Origin of the sequence: Xenorhabdus thailandensis (assembly GCF_037996785.1) — a bacterium.
GTDB lineage: Bacteria > Pseudomonadota > Gammaproteobacteria > Enterobacterales > Enterobacteriaceae > Xenorhabdus > Xenorhabdus griffiniae.
This window is the reverse complement of record NZ_JBBMXF010000012.1, coordinates 424,529-442,174: the sequence shown is the minus strand read 5'-3', so window position 1 is coordinate 442,174 and position 17,646 is coordinate 424,529. Positions and strand designations below refer to the sequence as shown.

12 protein-coding genes are annotated in these 17,646 nt (G+C 43.4%); 7 read left to right on the top strand and 5 right to left on the bottom strand.

The window, feature by feature from the left end; all coding sequences use genetic code 11:
• Nucleotides 1-462 (bottom strand): RTX toxin-activating lysine-acyltransferase RtxC, encoded by a 462-nt coding sequence (gene rtxC / locus AAC853_RS12310; protein ID WP_273558233.1) that lies wholly within the window; start codon nt 460-462, stop codon nt 1-3.
• A gap of 34 nt (nt 463-496) precedes the next feature.
• A complete protein-coding gene (gene rtxH / locus AAC853_RS12305; protein WP_189758091.1) occupies nt 497-847 on the bottom strand; it encodes a protein RtxH in 351 nt (116 codons plus the stop codon).
• A gap of 534 nt (nt 848-1,381) precedes the next feature.
• Between rtxH and AAC853_RS12300 the strand changes: the two genes are divergently transcribed.
• The 6 genes from AAC853_RS12300 to fur all read left to right on the top strand — a co-directional run bounded on the left by AAC853_RS12300 (nt 1,382) and on the right by fur (nt 9,423).
• Nucleotides 1,382-3,487, top strand: coding sequence for a peptidase domain-containing ABC transporter (locus AAC853_RS12300; protein WP_338882912.1), 2,106 nt, complete (start codon nt 1,382-1,384; stop codon nt 3,485-3,487).
• A complete protein-coding gene (locus AAC853_RS12295; protein ID WP_340614722.1) occupies nt 3,480-4,835 on the top strand; it encodes an HlyD family type I secretion periplasmic adaptor subunit in 1,356 nt (451 codons plus the stop codon). Before AAC853_RS12300 ends, AAC853_RS12295 begins: the two co-directional genes overlap by 8 nt.
• A 2-nt stretch (nt 4,836-4,837) precedes the next feature.
• Nucleotides 4,838-7,021 (top strand): type I secretion system permease/ATPase, encoded by a 2,184-nt coding sequence (locus AAC853_RS12290; RefSeq protein WP_340614721.1) that lies wholly within the window; start codon nt 4,838-4,840, stop codon nt 7,019-7,021.
• A gap of 772 nt (nt 7,022-7,793) precedes the next feature.
• On the top strand, nt 7,794-8,084 hold the full coding sequence (gene ybfE / locus AAC853_RS12285; RefSeq protein ID WP_189758086.1) for a LexA regulated protein: 291 nt from the start codon (nt 7,794-7,796) through the stop codon (nt 8,082-8,084).
• Nucleotides 8,085-8,258: 174 nt separating this feature from the next.
• Nucleotides 8,259-8,792 carry a flavodoxin FldA gene (gene fldA, locus AAC853_RS12280; RefSeq protein ID WP_273558227.1) on the top strand — a complete coding sequence of 178 codons (534 nt, stop codon included), beginning with the start codon at nt 8,259-8,261 and terminating at the stop codon, nt 8,790-8,792.
• A gap of 181 nt (nt 8,793-8,973) precedes the next feature.
• Nucleotides 8,974-9,423 (top strand): ferric iron uptake transcriptional regulator, encoded by a 450-nt coding sequence (gene fur, locus AAC853_RS12275; RefSeq protein WP_193848931.1) that lies wholly within the window; start codon nt 8,974-8,976, stop codon nt 9,421-9,423.
• 141 nt (nt 9,424-9,564) lie between these two features.
• Here the strand turns inward: fur and AAC853_RS12270 are convergent, their stop codons facing one another.
• From AAC853_RS12270 to nagE, 3 genes are all read right to left on the bottom strand, one after another.
• On the bottom strand, nt 9,565-12,270 hold the full coding sequence (locus tag AAC853_RS12270; RefSeq protein ID WP_422824211.1) for a beta-N-acetylhexosaminidase: 2,706 nt from the start codon (nt 12,268-12,270) through the stop codon (nt 9,565-9,567).
• A gap of 233 nt (nt 12,271-12,503) precedes the next feature.
• Nucleotides 12,504-14,171 carry a glutamine--tRNA ligase gene (glnS, locus tag AAC853_RS12265; RefSeq protein WP_340614720.1) on the bottom strand — a complete coding sequence of 556 codons (1,668 nt, stop codon included), beginning with the start codon at nt 14,169-14,171 and terminating at the stop codon, nt 12,504-12,506.
• A 243-nt stretch (nt 14,172-14,414) separates the two neighbouring features.
• A complete protein-coding gene (gene nagE / locus AAC853_RS12260; protein ID WP_340614719.1) occupies nt 14,415-16,445 on the bottom strand; it encodes an N-acetylglucosamine-specific PTS transporter subunit IIBC in 2,031 nt (676 codons plus the stop codon).
• Nucleotides 16,446-16,816: 371 nt separating this feature from the next.
• Between nagE and nagB the strand changes: the two genes are divergently transcribed.
• Entirely contained in the window at nt 16,817-17,623 is an 807-nt protein-coding gene (gene nagB / locus AAC853_RS12255; RefSeq protein WP_338882925.1) for a glucosamine-6-phosphate deaminase, read from the top strand.
• Nucleotides 17,624-17,646 lie beyond the last annotated feature (23 nt).

Sequence of the window (17,646 nt, the reverse complement as noted above, 5' to 3'; positions counted from 1 at the left end):
TTAAATCGAAAACCACTGTACCCGACGGATACAGCGGTTATTTGAAACATCCAGAGTTCCCCTGACTGTGCAGGCTTTTTGCCCTTTCCATGCGGCGAAGACACGCCGGCGCAGATCGCGGGCAATGTCACGCGCATGTCCGAAAGGCGCAATCATTTCTGGAAAAAAAATATGCTGGCCGGAACGCCAATCTTCCTGTGAAATTTCCCGTTCACCGGCAAGAATGGCATCCCGACTGCTGTCAGACAAAAAAGCCCAATTACAAAAAGCAATTGGGCGTTGATGTTCATCTTCGTAATAGCAAAACTGATTGAGCTGGAATGATGGCAAGATACGTTGTTGCCATTCAGCAACTAAATAACGTTGGTGCAAGGGGGAATGCTGACAAAGCAACATCACCCCACCCATCATTGCCTGTATTTCATGCGCACTCAGTGTTGCTGAATGATGTGTGATCACCATAAGTTAGCAATTGCCTGATAAAATTTTGCTGATACTATTTTGTGGTTTCAGAATTGCGTGTTGAACGTTTTTTCGGCTCTGTAGCGGCTGCTTCCGTCGGTTTTTCGCTTTCGTTGATCTCAGGCATCGGTAAAAAACCTGCGGCAATCAGTTTATTGATTTCGGCTTCCATTCTTGGGTCTTCAAGCATACTTTTGACCATGGAAACCATATACATAAAACCAGAGGCAGGCATATGGATCACTTGTTTTAACTGCAATTCCTGATCATTTTCCGCCAGCGTACCCTTCGCCATTTGGTTAGGCTCCTGGCCGACAAAATAAAGAGAAAATACGCCTTTGTTATAATTAACGCTTGAGATGGTTTGAACAAATTTTTCAGACATAGCATTATCCATTAAATAATTATTAATTTAATGTTAATATTGCATTAAATTAATATGATTAAATCATAAATGAACCCATATACCTGATGGCTTCATTTATGATTTAACCTGATGACTACAGTTCATCAATGTCAACTAAAACCATTTATATTTCCCTTATCTTTCAATCGCGATTTTTGAAAAATGGATCATTTTGAAAGAACTATCCAAAATACAAAATAGCAAGTAAAGTATGGGCCGATTTAAGCATGGCTCTATTATTAGATGGTTTACTGACAATGCATTACCAACTATAGTTTGCCAACGACTTTGGATAAAGATATAACTATTTATTGGCTAAAATCAACATATAAATAGCGCATGTCTATTCAGATACTGCATTTTATTCTAATTACTGACACTCACAGGCTCTTTGATAGCAGATAATATTTTTATCGATTTGTTAAAATCACTTAATACATTAACATTTCACGTATTTTTAGGTTATCTGTTTATATCAAAAATGTGATTTTTTATTTAAAAAGATTTAACTTAATGAATGAAATAGAAAAAACAATAATATCATTAATTAATTTAATAATAATGATATCTAATAGAGATCATACGGCCATATCAAATAAAAATTTAAATGATAGTGATGATTATATTTCTACTCTCAAGCAGCTACAAAAAGAATGTAATATTAAAATCAAAAATAAATACTCTATAAATAAGAAGTTAAGTGCCATATCTCTACCGGCCATTTTGTTTAATAATGATGGGCAACCTTTCATTCTGGCGAAATATGATGAACAGCGGGTTTTAATTCAAAAACCTTATCAAGATACACCGGAGATATTAGGTAAAGAAGAATTTATCAATCTATGGAGTGGCAAGTGGATAAAAATAACACAAAAAAGCAACCAATTTAATATCCGCTGGTTTATTCCTGAATTTGTCAGGCAAAAGAAGAACCTGACGGAGATACTCCTGTTCTCCTTTGTTCTACAGATCCTGGCGCTTATCTCTCCTCTGGTCGTGCAAGTTGTCATGGATAAAGTGCTTGTGCACCAGGCGCTTTCCACATTGGATGTGCTGATTTTTGGGTTGGTGGCGGCCGGGCTGGTTGAAATCATTCTGCGGGGATTGCGTGAATATCAGTATGCCCACACCGCCAACCGGATTGATATCAAACTGGGGTTGAAGCTGGTTAACCACCTGTTTGGCTTGCCATTGCTGTTTTTTAAATCTCGTCAAGTGGGTGCAATTGTGACACGAGTACGGGAGCTGGAAACCGTTCGCGAGTTTTTAACCGGCTCGATGTTCACCTTGTGTATCGACGTTTTGTTCATGTTCGTCTTTATTTATGTCATGAGCTTATTGTCCGGTATGCTGACGCTGATCTTCTTGCTTACCCTGCCCTGCTATGCCCTGCTGGCCTGGTGGGTGACACCGAAAATCGAAAAAGCGGTGGAAAAACAGTTCACCCATGCCGCAATAAATACCTCTTTCTTGACTGAAACCGTTGCCGGTGCCGAGACGCTAAAAAGCCTTGCCGCTGAACCCCGCTTTATTCGCCGCTGGGATAGCCAGACCGAAAAGATGGTCAGCACCAGTTATGATGTACAGCAATGGGATAATCGCTCCGGTCATCTGGTAATGGTGCTACAAAAAGTCACCAGTGCCATCATTATCTGGCTGGGTGCTTCGGAAGTGCTTTCCCTGCACATGACCATTGGTCAACTGATCGCCTTCAACATGATGGTCAGCCACACCCAACAACCTCTGGCTAAGTTAGTGCAACTGTGGGGACAATTTATCCGTTCACGCATTGCCATTGAGAAGCTGGGAGATATGCTAAATCTGCCAACAGAGCAGCAATCAGGTAACGAACAGGTGACCTTAAGAGGGGCAATCTCATTTTCTGATATCGTCTTTCGCTATCAACCCGATCTCCCCCCTACTATAAACCATTTCACCCTAGATATTCGGGCGGGAGAAACTGTAGGCGTTGTCGGCACCTCTGGTTCCGGGAAAAGTACCCTTGCACGTTTGCTGTTACGGCTTTATACCCCAGAAAGTGGGGCTATCACGCTGGATGGCGTTCCCTTGCAAAATTTCAATATTGAATCCATCAGGCAGCAGATCGGTATCGTTCTGCAAGAAAACTTTCTATTTAATAAAACGGTGTATGAGAATTTGTCTCAATCCTGCCCTGATGCCCCGTTATCTGCAATCATCGAAGCAGCAAAGCTGGCTGGGGCACATGATTTTATTCTCAGATTGCCGATGGGATATGACACGGTGATCGCAGAAGGAGGGCAGTCGCTATCAGGCGGCCAGCGACAGCGTTTGGCTATAGCCAGAACCCTGCTGTCAGATCCCAAGATCCTGATCCTGGATGAAGCCACCAGTGCACTGGATGATGAATCACAAGCCATCATTCAATCTAACATGGCTGAGATTGCCCAAGGCAGAACCGTCATCACCATTGCACATCGTCTCTCTACAGTACGCCAATGTGACCGGATTATTGTATTACACCAAGGCCAAATCATCGAACAAGGTAGCCATGAACAGCTTCTGCAACAAGGCAAACACTATCGGAAACTTTGGCAGTTACAACAAGAGCTAAAACAGGAGGAGCCTGCCCATGTTTAAGGCTATCTTTCGGAAAGGAATCAAACCGTTACGTACTGCCAACCCGCATTACGATTTTTTGCCAACCCATTTGGCATTGTCACAACGTCCACCTTCGCCGTTCGCCCGTTATACGGCAATAACCCTAAGCATCAGCGTTTTGCTTGCTTTGCTATGGGCTTGTCTGGGGAAACTGGATGTACAGGCAACCGCAACCGGACGTTTGATAGCGTCTGGTCGTTCCCAAATCATTCAGGCTTATGAGCAGAGCCGCCTGATTGCTATCCATGTCAAAAATGGTCAGCATGTTGAGAAAGGCGCACCTCTGCTTACACTCAATACGCTGGGCGTCAATCAGGATATTGCCCGTTTAAGCGAGCAACGTGATTATCTGGTGGAAGAGGAAATCCGTTACCAGGCCCTGCTTGAAAAGCAAGATCCCAAATCCCTGCCACTTTTCCAGCAACAATCCACAGATAGACAGACAAGCATTCTGACGCATTACGCTCACGAAAAGCAGGAATTTGATTCAATCATTACCAGTATCCATACGGAAATGGCAGAGAACCTGACTTCCCAACAGGCACGAAACAGTGATATTCGCTCATTAACCAACCTACGTGAAAATATCAACCAACGTTTACAGGCCAGAAAAACATTGAGCCAAAAGCAGGTCATCAGCAAAGTGGAATATCTGGAGCAAGAAAAGGAATTTCTGGAAACAGAAAGGCTAATCGCCCAACAAAAATCGGAACTCGATATTCTGATAACGAAGTACAAAAGCCTGGAAGAACGCTTAAAAGGCACCAAAATAAAAAAAGAGCGGGAATGGTTTGAGAAAAGAAAACAGGCAGAAATACAGTTGGCGTTAACGCACCAAGAAATTTCGAAAATGCAAGAGCGAGAAGAGCTTGAAGTTGTGCGCTCCCCCGTAACCGGCACCGTTCAACAATTAACTGTCCATACCCTCGGCGCGGTACTGCAACCTGCGCAAAATTTGATGGTGATTGTTCCTGATGAACATGTACAACTTGCCGAAATCCAGATTTTGAATAAAGATGTTGGTTTTGTCCGGCCTGGTCAGCATGTCACCGTCAAAGTCGATGCTTTCCCCTATACCCGCTATGGCACAATTGAGGGAGAGTTGCTTAGCATTTCGCGGGATTCCACCACCGATGAACAGTTAGGCCTGGTTTTTCCTGCACAAATCAGCCTCAAACAGAACAATATTATGGTAGAGGGGAAACCTGTTGAAATCACGGCAGGTATGTCTATCGTTGCGGAAATCAAGACAGATCAGCGAAGAGTGATTGATTATCTGCTCAGCCCAATCCAGGAATATCAATCTGAAGCATTGAGGGAAAAATAATCATGGCTGATACTTTTACCTTCACCTGTAATACAGATACAGACCAAACAGACGACAATACAATCGGTGAAAATACAAACAATTATGCGCTGGATTGTATCGCCCATTTAGGGAAACAGTTCCACAAGGTGGCTTCTGTCGAACAATTACACCATATTCTGGGTGTGGACTCCCTAACACTGACAGATCCACAGCTACGTGAAGCGGCGGATGCCATTGGGTTACGCAGCAAATTTGAACGCCTGACACCGGATACCGCCGCCACATTACCTTTACCAGCATTGGTTGAATTGGATCAGCGCTGGTGGGTATTGTCAGAAGTCCGTCCTGACACATTTACGTTGTTCGATCCTGCCACCGAAAAATATGAAGTGCGTGCATTATTGCACGGTGAAAAAACAAGTGGCAGCCAATCTAACCAATACAAGGTGCTATTGGTAGCAGATAAGTCCCTGACCAGGCAGCAGGTTAAATTTGGACTAAGCTGGTTTTATCCCTCTATTTTCAGGCAGAAAAACCAGTTACGGGATATTTTCCTGTTTGCCATCGTGTTACAACTTTTTGCCCTGGCTGCCCCCTTGCTATTTGAAAATATCATCGACAAAGTATTGGTTGGACGGAGCATTTCCAGCCTGCATGTATTAGGGATGGCGATGCTGGCACTGGCATTGGCAGAACCCCTGTATGGGTTTTTGCGCAATACCGTGTTTGGCCATACGGCCAGCCAAATCAATGCTGAACTCTCCGGCAAGCTGTACCGTCATCTCGTAGGATTGCCCCTGCCCTATTTCAAACAACGACAAACAGGGCAAATTATCGCCAGAGTTCGGGAAATGGCGCAGATCCGCCAGTTTTTGACCGGCTCTACCCTTATGCTGTTGCTTGACCTGATTTTCATCATTCTGTTTCTGGGCGTGATGTTCCACTACTCTTCCCTGTTGACATGGCTCGTCATCAGTTCGCTGGTGCTCTATTTCTTGCTCTGGATCGCCGTCGGCCCCATTATTCGGCGCAAGGTAGAAAAAGAGTATGAAGCCGATGCCAATGCCACCAGCTTCCTGACAGAAGCGGTCACGGGTATTGAAACCATCAAAACCACAGCGACAGAAAAACGCTTTTTGTCCCAATGGCAAAAGGTGTTGAGCCAGCAGTTAATCCAACGCTTCACCGCCCAAAAAAGTGGGCTTGCAGCGGGGCAAGGGATTGAGCTGATCCAAAAAGTGGTTGCTGCCTTGCTGTTGTGGTGGGGAGTCCGAAGCGTATTTGATGGAGATTTGTCCCCAGGTGAGTTAATTGCTTTTAATATGCTGGCAGGGCACGTTACCCAGCCCATCCTAAGACTGGCGCAAGTCTGGCAAGACTTCCAGCACACCCTGATCGCCCTGCGGCGGGTGGGGGATATTCTTGATGAGCCAATGGAAAACAGTAAACAAGGGCTGGCATCAGCCCCCGAACTGGCAGGCCAGATTGAATTCCGCAATATACGCTTCCGCTATCATGCAGATACGCCAGAAGTGCTGGCAAATCTGTCACTGGAAATTAAGGCCGGAGAATTTATTGGTATTACAGGGCCATCGGGTTCCGGCAAAAGTACATTAACCCGCTTGTTACAGCGCCTATATGTGCCACAACACGGTCAGGTTTTGGTGGATGGAATGGATTTAGCGATTGCCGACCCAGTATCATTGCGCCGTAATATGAGTGTGGTTTTGCAGGAAAGCATTCTGTTTTCCGGCAGCATTGCGGACAATATCCGCCTGTGCAAACCCAATGCCAGTGATGAAGAGGTCTATCGGGCGGCAACCTTAGCAGGCGCGGTCGATTTCATTAACGCGTTCCCCCATAAATTTGCGCATCCGGTTGGCGAAAAAGGGGGAAATCTTTCTGGCGGACAACGGCAGCGCATCGCATTGGCAAGGGCGCTACTGAGTGATCCCAAGATCTTGATCCTGGATGAAGCCACGTCTGCTCTGGATTATGAATCTGAAGCGGCCATCATGAGCAACATGGCTGAAATATGCCGAAACAGAACAGTAATCAGTATTGCTCACCGGCTAAATACTCTCCGTCATGCCGATAAGATTTTCGTTTTGGATTTGGGAAAAATCGCTGAATCAGGTTCACATGATGCCTTAGTGCAGCAAGATGGCTTATATGCACAGCTTTGGTATCAACAAACTCAGTGATAATTGAAAATATGAGACTTGTTTCACCTCTGCGTTCATTTCATTATGAAACAAGTCTCTTTCCTTCTTTCAACTCAGAAAAGTAACATGAAAATTATCTAATAAATTTATATCATCGTGGCTAATAGGCCACTATTTCTGTAACATATTTTTAATACTATCAGTAATCATTCTCTGCTGTGACATAAACTGAAACTCACTAAAACGTTTTCTAGATAATTCATAGCTTCTGGTTTCCTTGACCATTTGCATACATTTATCTGTATCAATCTGGCCTGCCCTGGAAAAGATTTCTTCATAGATTCTATGTATGGTATCAATACTAAATTCTTGCTGCCCCAAGGCCTTACATAACTCATTATTATTTACCATATGTTGAACAACCAGAAAGAATGGCTGCAGATAATAGTAATATTTTTTTCATAATTATTTGTGTGCTGTGTAAGAAGAAATGCGAGTATACCTTTGTCTCCCTCAGAAAAACCATGTTAAATTCATTAACTCAGCTTGTAGGCACACACTCTGGTCTAACTGCCAAAATTGCTGGGTATGAAGACAATAACGAACGCTTTGCCGAATTTAACAATAAAGTCTGATCTCTTTCTCTGAAAAGGATATTCCGTGGCCGTCTACATTTAAAATATCGATTCTAAATGTAAATGTCATTTGAGCCATCCCAACAATCTCTCCTATCAACTAGTAGCGACACGCGCCCAGCTAAGGTATTATTGCCCGCTATATTATTGGTACACGCCCATTATCAATTGAATTTATGGCAAAAGAACAAACTGATCGCACCACACTGGATTTGTTCGCAGATGAACGCAGGCCTGGGCGACCTAAAACAAATCCACTGTCCAGGGATGAACAGCTTAGGATCAATAAACGCAACCAGTTGCGACGAGATAAAGTCAGAGGATTGCGTCGAGTGGAACTCAAACTTAATGAAGATGCCGTCGCAGCACTAAATCATCTGGCAAAACAGCGCAACATTAGCCGCAGTGAATTGATTGAACAAATGCTATTAGCCCAACTGACAGAAAAAAATCACCTTGCCGATTAACGGCTTTTATTAAACACAACGAAGCGGTGTCACCACACAAATCTGACAGATTTGTCATGGATGTTTGGTCAAAATAACGCTTTTCATGTTACTGAAACTGACATTTTTCTAGCTGATTTCAGCGTGATGTGTATAGATTTAATACACAAATAAAACAAGAGGTTAACCCATTTTATGGCAATAATAGGTATATTCTTCGGCAGTGATACAGGCAACACAGAGAACATCGCCAAAATGATCCAAGAAAAATTGGGCGGTGCTGATGTTGCTGAAGTCCACGATATTGCCAAAAGCAGCAAAGAAGACATTGAAGCCTTCGATATTCTGCTGCTTGGCATCCCAACCTGGTATTACGGTGAAGCTCAATGTGACTGGGATGATTTCTTCCCAACACTGGAAGAGATCAACTTCGACGGAAAACTGGTTGCTTTGTTCGGCTGTGGTGATCAGGAAGATTATGCAGAATACTTCTGTGACGCTATGGGCACCATTCGCGATATTATTGAACCTCGTGGTGCCATTATTGTAGGTCACTGGCCAACCGAAGGATATCATTTTGAAGCGTCTAAAGGTATGGCCGACGATAACCATTTTATTGGCCTGGCCATTGATGAAGATCGTCAACCTGAATTGACAGATGAGCGCGTTGAAAACTGGGTGCAGCAGATCAAGGCTGAAATGAGCCTGTCAGAGATCCTAGGCGCTTAAACTTAATAAGAAGAGAAAAGCCCTTTCAGGCAGGATTATTCTTGCATAATGTGTCATGATATATGAATAGGCATGGTTTTCATTTTTAATATCCATGCCTATAATCAGCAACATGAAACTCCCTCACGATACCCCCAAGTATCATAAGTGCACTTAACTCAAGTTACAGGACTGAATCCGCATGACCGACAACAATAAAGCATTGAAAAATGCTGGACTTAAAGTAACTCTTCCACGACTGAAAATTCTGGAAGTGCTACAGGACCCAGAATGCCATCATGTCAGTGCGGAGGATCTCTACAAAAAACTGATTGATATCGGTGAAGAGATTGGCCTCGCCACTGTCTATCGCGTGTTGAACCAGTTCGATGATGCTGGCATTGTCACACGCCACAATTTTGAAGGCGGTAAATCGGTTTTTGAACTCACTCAGCAACATCACCATGACCATCTGATTTGTCTCGACTGCGGTAAAGTCATTGAATTTAATGATGAGTTCATTGAAGAGCGTCAGAAAAACATTGCTGAACGTTATGGAATCAAGCTCTCAAACCACAGTCTTTATTTATACGGCCACTGTGCTGATGGTGATTGCCGCAAAGATAGCGCGCTTCATGATGAAAAAGCATGATAAACAAGCGCTGACAATGAAATAATTGCAACCATTTGCTTCTGCAATTTATTCACCTAAATAAGCAACCTGCCGATTAATTATCAAGTTAATCGGCAGGTTGCTTATTCAATTTATTGCCCTCACATCTCCAGACAACCGTTAGAGCTTAACTTCATCTATACGGCTAAAACGGCTTCTATCAGTATTGACAGAGCGAATTTTCACATTGCCGCTAACATGGGGTCGTTGTCTGTCATTATAATCCTGCCATGTTCTTCCATTATCCAATGAGTATTGGATAACCACCCCTGGTAATGCGATATTCGCTTCTAGTATTCCAGAAACAATTCTGCCGCCCGGCACAGGCAAACGATATGTGATTTTAGCCCTGCCCAGCCTAGCCAGCTCACGCTGTCCTATCAGATTGGCAAAGCGTTCCCAATTCTGTTGCAAGAGAGCAATATCAACATAATGCGTTATTCCACCTTTATATTCCCTGCCCTGCTGATAATTCTGCTCCCATTCAGCTTGGTGCCATGCCCGTTCCGCCAGCGGCAATAAGCGTGGATAGATCATATATTCCATTTGTTCATCGGTACGCACGGTTTCACTCCATGATTGTCCCGATATGCCATAAGCTCCCGGCCAGCGTTTATTACTATGGGTATTAAAGTGATAGCCATCACGATCCACCGAAGTCTCAGCATTTTGTGGCATATTGTTCGGGGCAAAGCTGAAAATTTTTGCCTCATCATTAAAGCGCGTTGCCCAATAGTAGCCCCGCTCTTTCGGATGAACTTCATATGGCATATCCAGATAAACATAATCAGGACTGGAAACAACAACCCGATAACCCTTATTCGCCCAGTCATTGGCAGAATCGTAGCCTCCCCAATACAGGGTATCCCAGAAGTTCACTGCAACATGTTTAGTCGCGAAATCTTTTGCCGATTTGGCATATTTCAGGCCATCCTGCCATGCCTGCATGGTGCTGATACCGTGGGCATTGACGATTTTGCTGACTTCAATGGCAAAATAACTGGCAAGTTCATCAACATCTTTAATGACGCCTTGCGCTATCATCTTCTGACAAACCTGAGATTTTGCCCACGGCTTGTCTTCAATTTTCTGGTTGATAATCCCCTTACCTGGCACAATCGGTCCATCTTTATCCTGATATCCAGCACCCAAACGAATATTTTTTGCCTCATCCCCACCAAAATGCCATGTATTCAACGGCAGACCGGCCGCTTTATGCATGGCAACAACTTCGCTAATTACTTTATCGACAAACCGTTTTGAAGAGTCCATACACGGGTTAAGATAACTGTGGCGATCATAGAACTGCACGGAGGTTGTATTCGAGGTATCTGTCGGATCAAGCAGACGATACTCATTAGCTTCCTGCTCTTTGCCCTGTGCCATAAGCCTCTTATAGCGTGCTTCCATCGACATCACTGCGGCACGAGCATGGGCGGGGATATCAATTTCTGGGATCACTTCTATCTGGCGGGCTTTGGCATAATGCAAAATATCAATGTAATCCTGGCGGCTAAAATAACCACTTCCCATGTTGTTGCTATCTGGCCCTGATCCCAACTGCGGCAATAAGCATTGAGTCTCACTCAGATCATGACAGCGTTGACTACCGATTTCTGTCAATTCCGGTAAACCAGGGATCTCCAAACGCCAGCCTTCATCGTCACTTAAATGGAAATGGAATTTATTCAGTTTATAGCGGGACATTTGATCAAGCAGACGCAGGACAGCTTCTTTACTATGAAAATTTCGTCCAACATCAAGGAACACTCCACGATATTCAAACCGTGGTGCATCTTTTGCCGTCAGTGTCGCAATCTTTGGCATACCATTGGCAGGAAGTAAGAAAAACAGTGACTGCAAGCCATAGAATACGCCAGATTGATCAAACGCGACGATTTGTGTTCCTTTGGTAGTAATCTCCAATGAATACGCACCGTTTACTCTCCAGGACTTGGTAAATTGGTTTGCGTTGATCTGGGTCGCTATTCGATAACCGTTATCTGTTAAAGGAATATCACGGGCTTTGAAATACTCCTTGATCACGTTAATAGATTCGCCACTCAACCCACCCAACTCTAATTTCACGCCACGAGATAAATCCACGTCCTGGGAATGAACGGAAAGGACTTTCGGTGTCGGAATAATCTGTCCTCGCAGCTTATCTTCACTGATTATTGCCACCTGTTGGTTTTTTGCAAAGCGGTTTTCAGGTGTCATCAGGATATTGTTATCCGCGGTGGTTCGTTTCCACTGTTCACCTTCCAGATCGGATAAAAATTGGCTGATGTTCTCCGTATCAGTATTTACCAAGACCTTGGGCCTTGCATCACCGGAAGTCGCATACCAACGCGGCATAAAATCCGTACTGTAAATTTGCCAATATTCACCAATAATCGGTAACACGACCTTTTCATTGGCTTTGATGCCCGTAAATTTTTTCGTCGGTTCCAGTTTATGTAAGTCACCCGTAACATGAGTGATTTTATATTGATCATTATCTAGTTTCAGTATTTGGCGAATACTGTGAAAATAGAGCGCCCAATCAGAAGAGTTGATTGCCTGCTCACCATTGCTCAAGATGATATTGACTCGATTACAGGCCGCCGAATCAGCGCCAAGAATGGCACAATCTGTACCATGTGAACCCGCCTGATTATCAATGACGTTGAAATTGACTTTTAACTGGCTCAGCAAATCCACGATCTGCTGTGATGACATTGATTGCGACGGTGACATTGGTGATATCATTTCTGTATGAGCGTTGCCTATAAATCCAACTACCGTGATGAATACTGCCAAAGTACGTAATGTAATAGGTTTCATAAATTACCTCGTCCGAACTTATTATTTTTCGATGGGTAAATTTTGGGACAAAATTTTTGGGTAAATAGTGTACAAATTTGGTCAGGCAATAACCCTATATAATATGGGACTATAAGGCAATTTCTAATCTTAGCTGAAGGAGTTAATTTTCATTACGAGGCTATCAGGCACAAAAAAGCGTGAAAATAATCACGCTTTTTTGTGTACGAGGTCACATTATCTTGGTGAGATGATTACTCTTGTGAGATTTTTGCCCAAGTATCACGCAGGCCAACTGTACGGTTAAAGACCAGATGTTCCGCACTTGACAAGCGGCTGTCAGCACAAAAATAACCTTCACGCTCAAACTGATAGGTTGTTTCTGGCAATGCATTTGCCAACCCTGGTTCGACAAATCCTTTACGGATCACCAGCGATCCTGGATTGATAGTAGACAAGAAGTCATCTTCTGCCCCTGGATTTGCCACGCTGAACAGACGGTCATACTGATAGAAGTCCGCTGCTACACCGTGTGCAGCACTGACCCAATGAATGACGCCCTTAACCTTGCGACCATCAGCAGGATCTTTGTTCAGGGTTTGCTCGTCATACTGGCAATAAATCGTAGTGATATTACCTTCTGCATCTTTCTCAACCCGCTCTGCTTTAATCACATAAGCATTGCGCAGACGAACTTCTTTGCCCAGAACCAGACGCTTATATTGGCGGTTTGCTTCTTCGCGGAAATCCGCACGGTCAATATACAGTTCACGACTGAACGGCACTTCACGGCTGCCCATTTCTGGCTTATTCGGATGGTTAGGCATTGTCAGAATGACTTCACCTTCTGGCATGTTCTCAATCACCAGTTTCACCGGATCAAGCACCGCCATCGCGCGTGGGGCATTTTCGTTCAAATCATCACGAATGCAGGATTCCAGTGCTGCCATTTCAACGTTGTTATCCTGTTTAGTCACACCAATGCGGCGGCAGAATTCACGAATAGCAGCCGCAGTATAACCACGACGACGCAACCCAGAGATCGTTGGCATACGTGGATCATCCCAACCATCAACAATCTTTTCTGTCACCAGCTGGTTAAGCTTACGCTTGGACATCACCGTATATTCCAGGTTCAGGCGAGAAAACTCGTACTGACGTGGATGGCAATCAATCGTAATGTTATCCAATACCCAATCGTACAAACGGCGGTTATCCTGGAATTCCAGCGTACAGATGGAATGTGTGATCCCTTCCAGCGCATCGGAAATGCAGTGCGTAAAATCATACATCGGATAGATGCACCATTTATTACCTGACTGATGATGCTCTGCGAATTTGATACGGTAGATGACCGGATCACGCATAACAATAAACGGGGATGCCATATCAATTTTGGCACGCAAACATGCCTTACCTTCAGCAAATTCACCGGCACGCATTTTTTCAAACAGGGCCAGGTTTTCTTCTATGCTGCGATCACGATACGGGCTGTTTTTACCTGGCTCTTTTAAAGTACCGCGATATTCACGGATCTCTTCAGGACTCAGTTCATCGACATACGCCAGGCCTTTATTGATTAATTCAATGGCATATTGATACAGGGTATCAAAATAGTCAGAAGAGTAGCGAATATCTCCACTCCACTGAAATCCCAGCCACTGAACGTCAGTTTTAATCGACTCAACGTACTCGATATCTTCCTTGACGGGGTTTGTGTCGTCAAAACGTAGGTTGCATTGTCCCTGATAGTCTTGAGCGATGCCGAAATTCAGGCAGATCGACTTGGCATGGCCGATATGCAGATAACCGTTAGGTTCAGGTGGGAAACGGGTATGTACGGATGTATGTTTACCAGTTGCCAGATCTTCGTCAATAATCTGACGAATAAAGTTTGTCGGGCGGGCATCTGCCTCACTCATCGTTTTTTTCCTCAATGCAAAAAGCGCTTTAACATAACCCTCTATAATCTAATAAGCTGAACCGAGAAACAATACTTTGTTCGTGGGAAATGGCGGAATGGGTAAAGTTAGTACGGAAAAGCGAGAATAACCCCAGATGACGACTCCCAGAAACATATTTAGCTATGTTCCCGGGAAATTGTTTATTTATGTCTCAACTCAGTTTGTTAACTCTTTATGACATAAAATATTATGTGCATTCACTTATTGCATTACTTGAAATAAGTCTGACTTATTAGCGATTACATTTCCTTTAGCCAGAATTTTCACACCAGCATAATCATCAATATTGCTGATAATCACAGGACTGACCATCGATTTGGCATGTGCATTTAAGTAATCAAGATCTAACTTCAATAGAGGATGCCCTATTTTCACTTGTTCCCCTTCTTCCACCAAACGCTCAAATCCTGTGCCATTCAGTGAGACTGTATCTATGCCGATATGAATAATGATCTCAATACCGCTATCCGTTTCAATACATACCGCATGGTTGGTATCAAATATCTTCACAACCTTACCCGCAACAGGAGCAAAAACCGTATCCGATGTGGGTTTTATGGCAATCCCATCACCGACTAATTTGCTGGAAAAGGCTTCATCAGGAACATTTTCCAATTTGACCAATTCACCTGTGACAGGAGCAACTAAAGTCAAAATAGGTTTACCTGCTTGTTTGTCCTCTTTTTCCACCAAAACATCGGTCTCAGACTTGAGAGTGACTTTTGCCGCTGCAACATAACCTTTTTCCAGAATTTCTTTCATCATACTGGATATCAATTCTGCACGTGTACCAATAATAATCTGGACACTCTGCTTATTCAGGCGGATAACACCTGTGGCACCAAGATGTTTTACCCATTGTTCATTGACCAGGCTAGAATCGTTCACTGATAAACGTAAGCGAGTAATACAAGAGTCAACACTCGTCAAGTTGTCTGAGCCGCCAACAGCAGCAATGTATTGATGAGCTATTTCATGAATACTCCCCGCTGAATGACTCTCTTTTTTCGCCATATCGATATCATAACCATCAGTTTCATCCGTAGCCGATAACTCACGTCCCGGCGTCATCAAATTAAACTTTTTGATGGTGAAACGGAAAACCACATAATAAAGGCAGAAAAATACTAAACCCTGCGGGATCAACATGTACCAATGAACCGCCAACGGGTTACGGGAGGAAAGTAACATATCGACAAGCCCAGCACTAAAGCCAAAACCAGCAATCCAATGCATGGTAGCCGCGATGTAAACCGAAATCCCAGTCATGACCGCATGTAACACATAAAGTACTGGTGCAACAAACATGAACGAAAATTCAAGTGGCTCAGTTACGCCTGCAAAGAAAGACGCAAATGCCCCAGCCATCATAATACCGGCAACCTTGGCTCTATTCTCCGGACGAGCACAGTGGTAAATCGCTAATGCTGCCCCTGGCAAACCGAACATCATTATCGGGAAAAAACCCGCCTGATAACGACCAGTGATCCCCATGACAGCAGTGCCTGCTTCAATGGATTTCTGTCCACCAAGAAAGTTAGGAATATCATTGATACCAGCGACATCAAACCAAAATACGGAGTTCAGAGCATGGTGCAAACCAATCAGTATCAACAGACGATTGAAGAAGGCATACAAACCCGCCCCAACAGAACCCAGATTGGTGATGCTTTCACCGAATGCTACCAGCCAGCCATAAACTACTGGCCAAATAAACATCAAAATAAAAGACACAACAATCATCAGGAAAGAGTTCAAGATAGGGACTAAACGACGGCCACTAAAGAAAGACAGTGCTTGTGGTAGCTCCACATTACTGTAACGATTATACAACTCAGCAGAGAAGACACCCACCAAAATCCCAACAAATTGGTTATTAATCTTACCGAATGCTTTTGGGACTTCCTCAATCGGAATCCCCTTAATCATTGCCACCGCTGCCGGAGAACATAGTTGCATGACAACAATAAATCCGATAAGACCTGACAGTGCAGCAGCGCCATCTTTATCTTTCGACATTCCATAGGCTATCCCAATCGCAAACAACATTCCCATATTGTTGAGAATGGAAGTACCTGACGTGATAAACAGTGCCGCCAACTCATTATCAGCCCCCCATCCCGTTGGATCAATCCAATAACCTACACCAACCAATATTGCCGCTGCGGGCAATGTTGCCACCGGCACCATTAATGCCCGGCCAATCCGTTGTAAGTAGCTCAGAATATTCACTTATGCCCCCTTAAAGCTCTATTAATGGAGTCTTTTAGTTAATTAATGACGTTGTGCCATCACTTATGTATTTATTGTTAAAACGTTTTTAGTCTAAAAAAAATATTTTTCATCGCAAATTAAATCCGTCTGATATGTGATTAAAGTCACTTGATTTGATAAATTTTTAATCAAAAATCTAGCTATCACGCAAAACTTATTTTATTATGAAAAATATGTATATTGCATTAGATGCGACAAAACCCCACTTAGAGAAAGGGCTATGTGTCGTCTTGTCACATTGCTATCACGCACCACTTTGATATCTCAAAATCATGTGTATCGTGCATAATTCTCATAATTAATTTATTGAATGTTTTTAAGAGGTAATCATGAGGCTTATCCCCCTAACTACGGCAAGTGATGTTGGTCGATGGTCTGCTCACTATATTGTAAGTAGGATAAATGAGTTCAATCCTACTGCGGAGCGCCCTTTCGTACTCGGGCTTCCCACAGGCAGTACCCCATTGGCAACCTACAAAGAACTTATTTCCCTGTACCAAGCCGGAAAAGTGAGCTTCAAGCATGTTGTGACATTTAATATGGATGAATATGTTGGCCTGCCAGAAGATCATCCTCAAAGCTACCACTCATTCATGTATCAAAATTTCTTTAATCACATTGATATCCCCAAAGAGAACATCAATTTGTTAAATGGAAATGCGAAAGATATTGATATTGAGTGCCAACGTTACGAAAATAAAATCAAATCCTATGGCAAAATACATTTATTTATGGGAGGTGTTGGTAATGATGGACATATTGCCTTTAATGAACCGGCCTCTTCTCTTTCTTCACGCACACGAATTAAAACACTGACCATTGAAACGCGGACTGCCAATTCCCGTTTTTTCAACCATGATATAAAACAAGTCCCCCAATATGCATTAACTGTTGGAGTGGGAACTTTAATGGATGCCGAAGAAATTATGATTTTGGCAACTGGGATGAATAAAGCGCAAGCCTTACAAGCCGCGGTAGAAGGGAATATCAACCATATGTGGACTATCAGTTGCCTCCAGATGCATCCAAAATCACTTATTGTCTGTGATGAACCTGCCACCATGGAACTGAAGGTAAAGACAGTGAAGTATTTTCACCAGTTAGAGGCCGATATCGTTAATGAATTTGCCAGCTAAACTGATTTAGGAGTCAAAATATC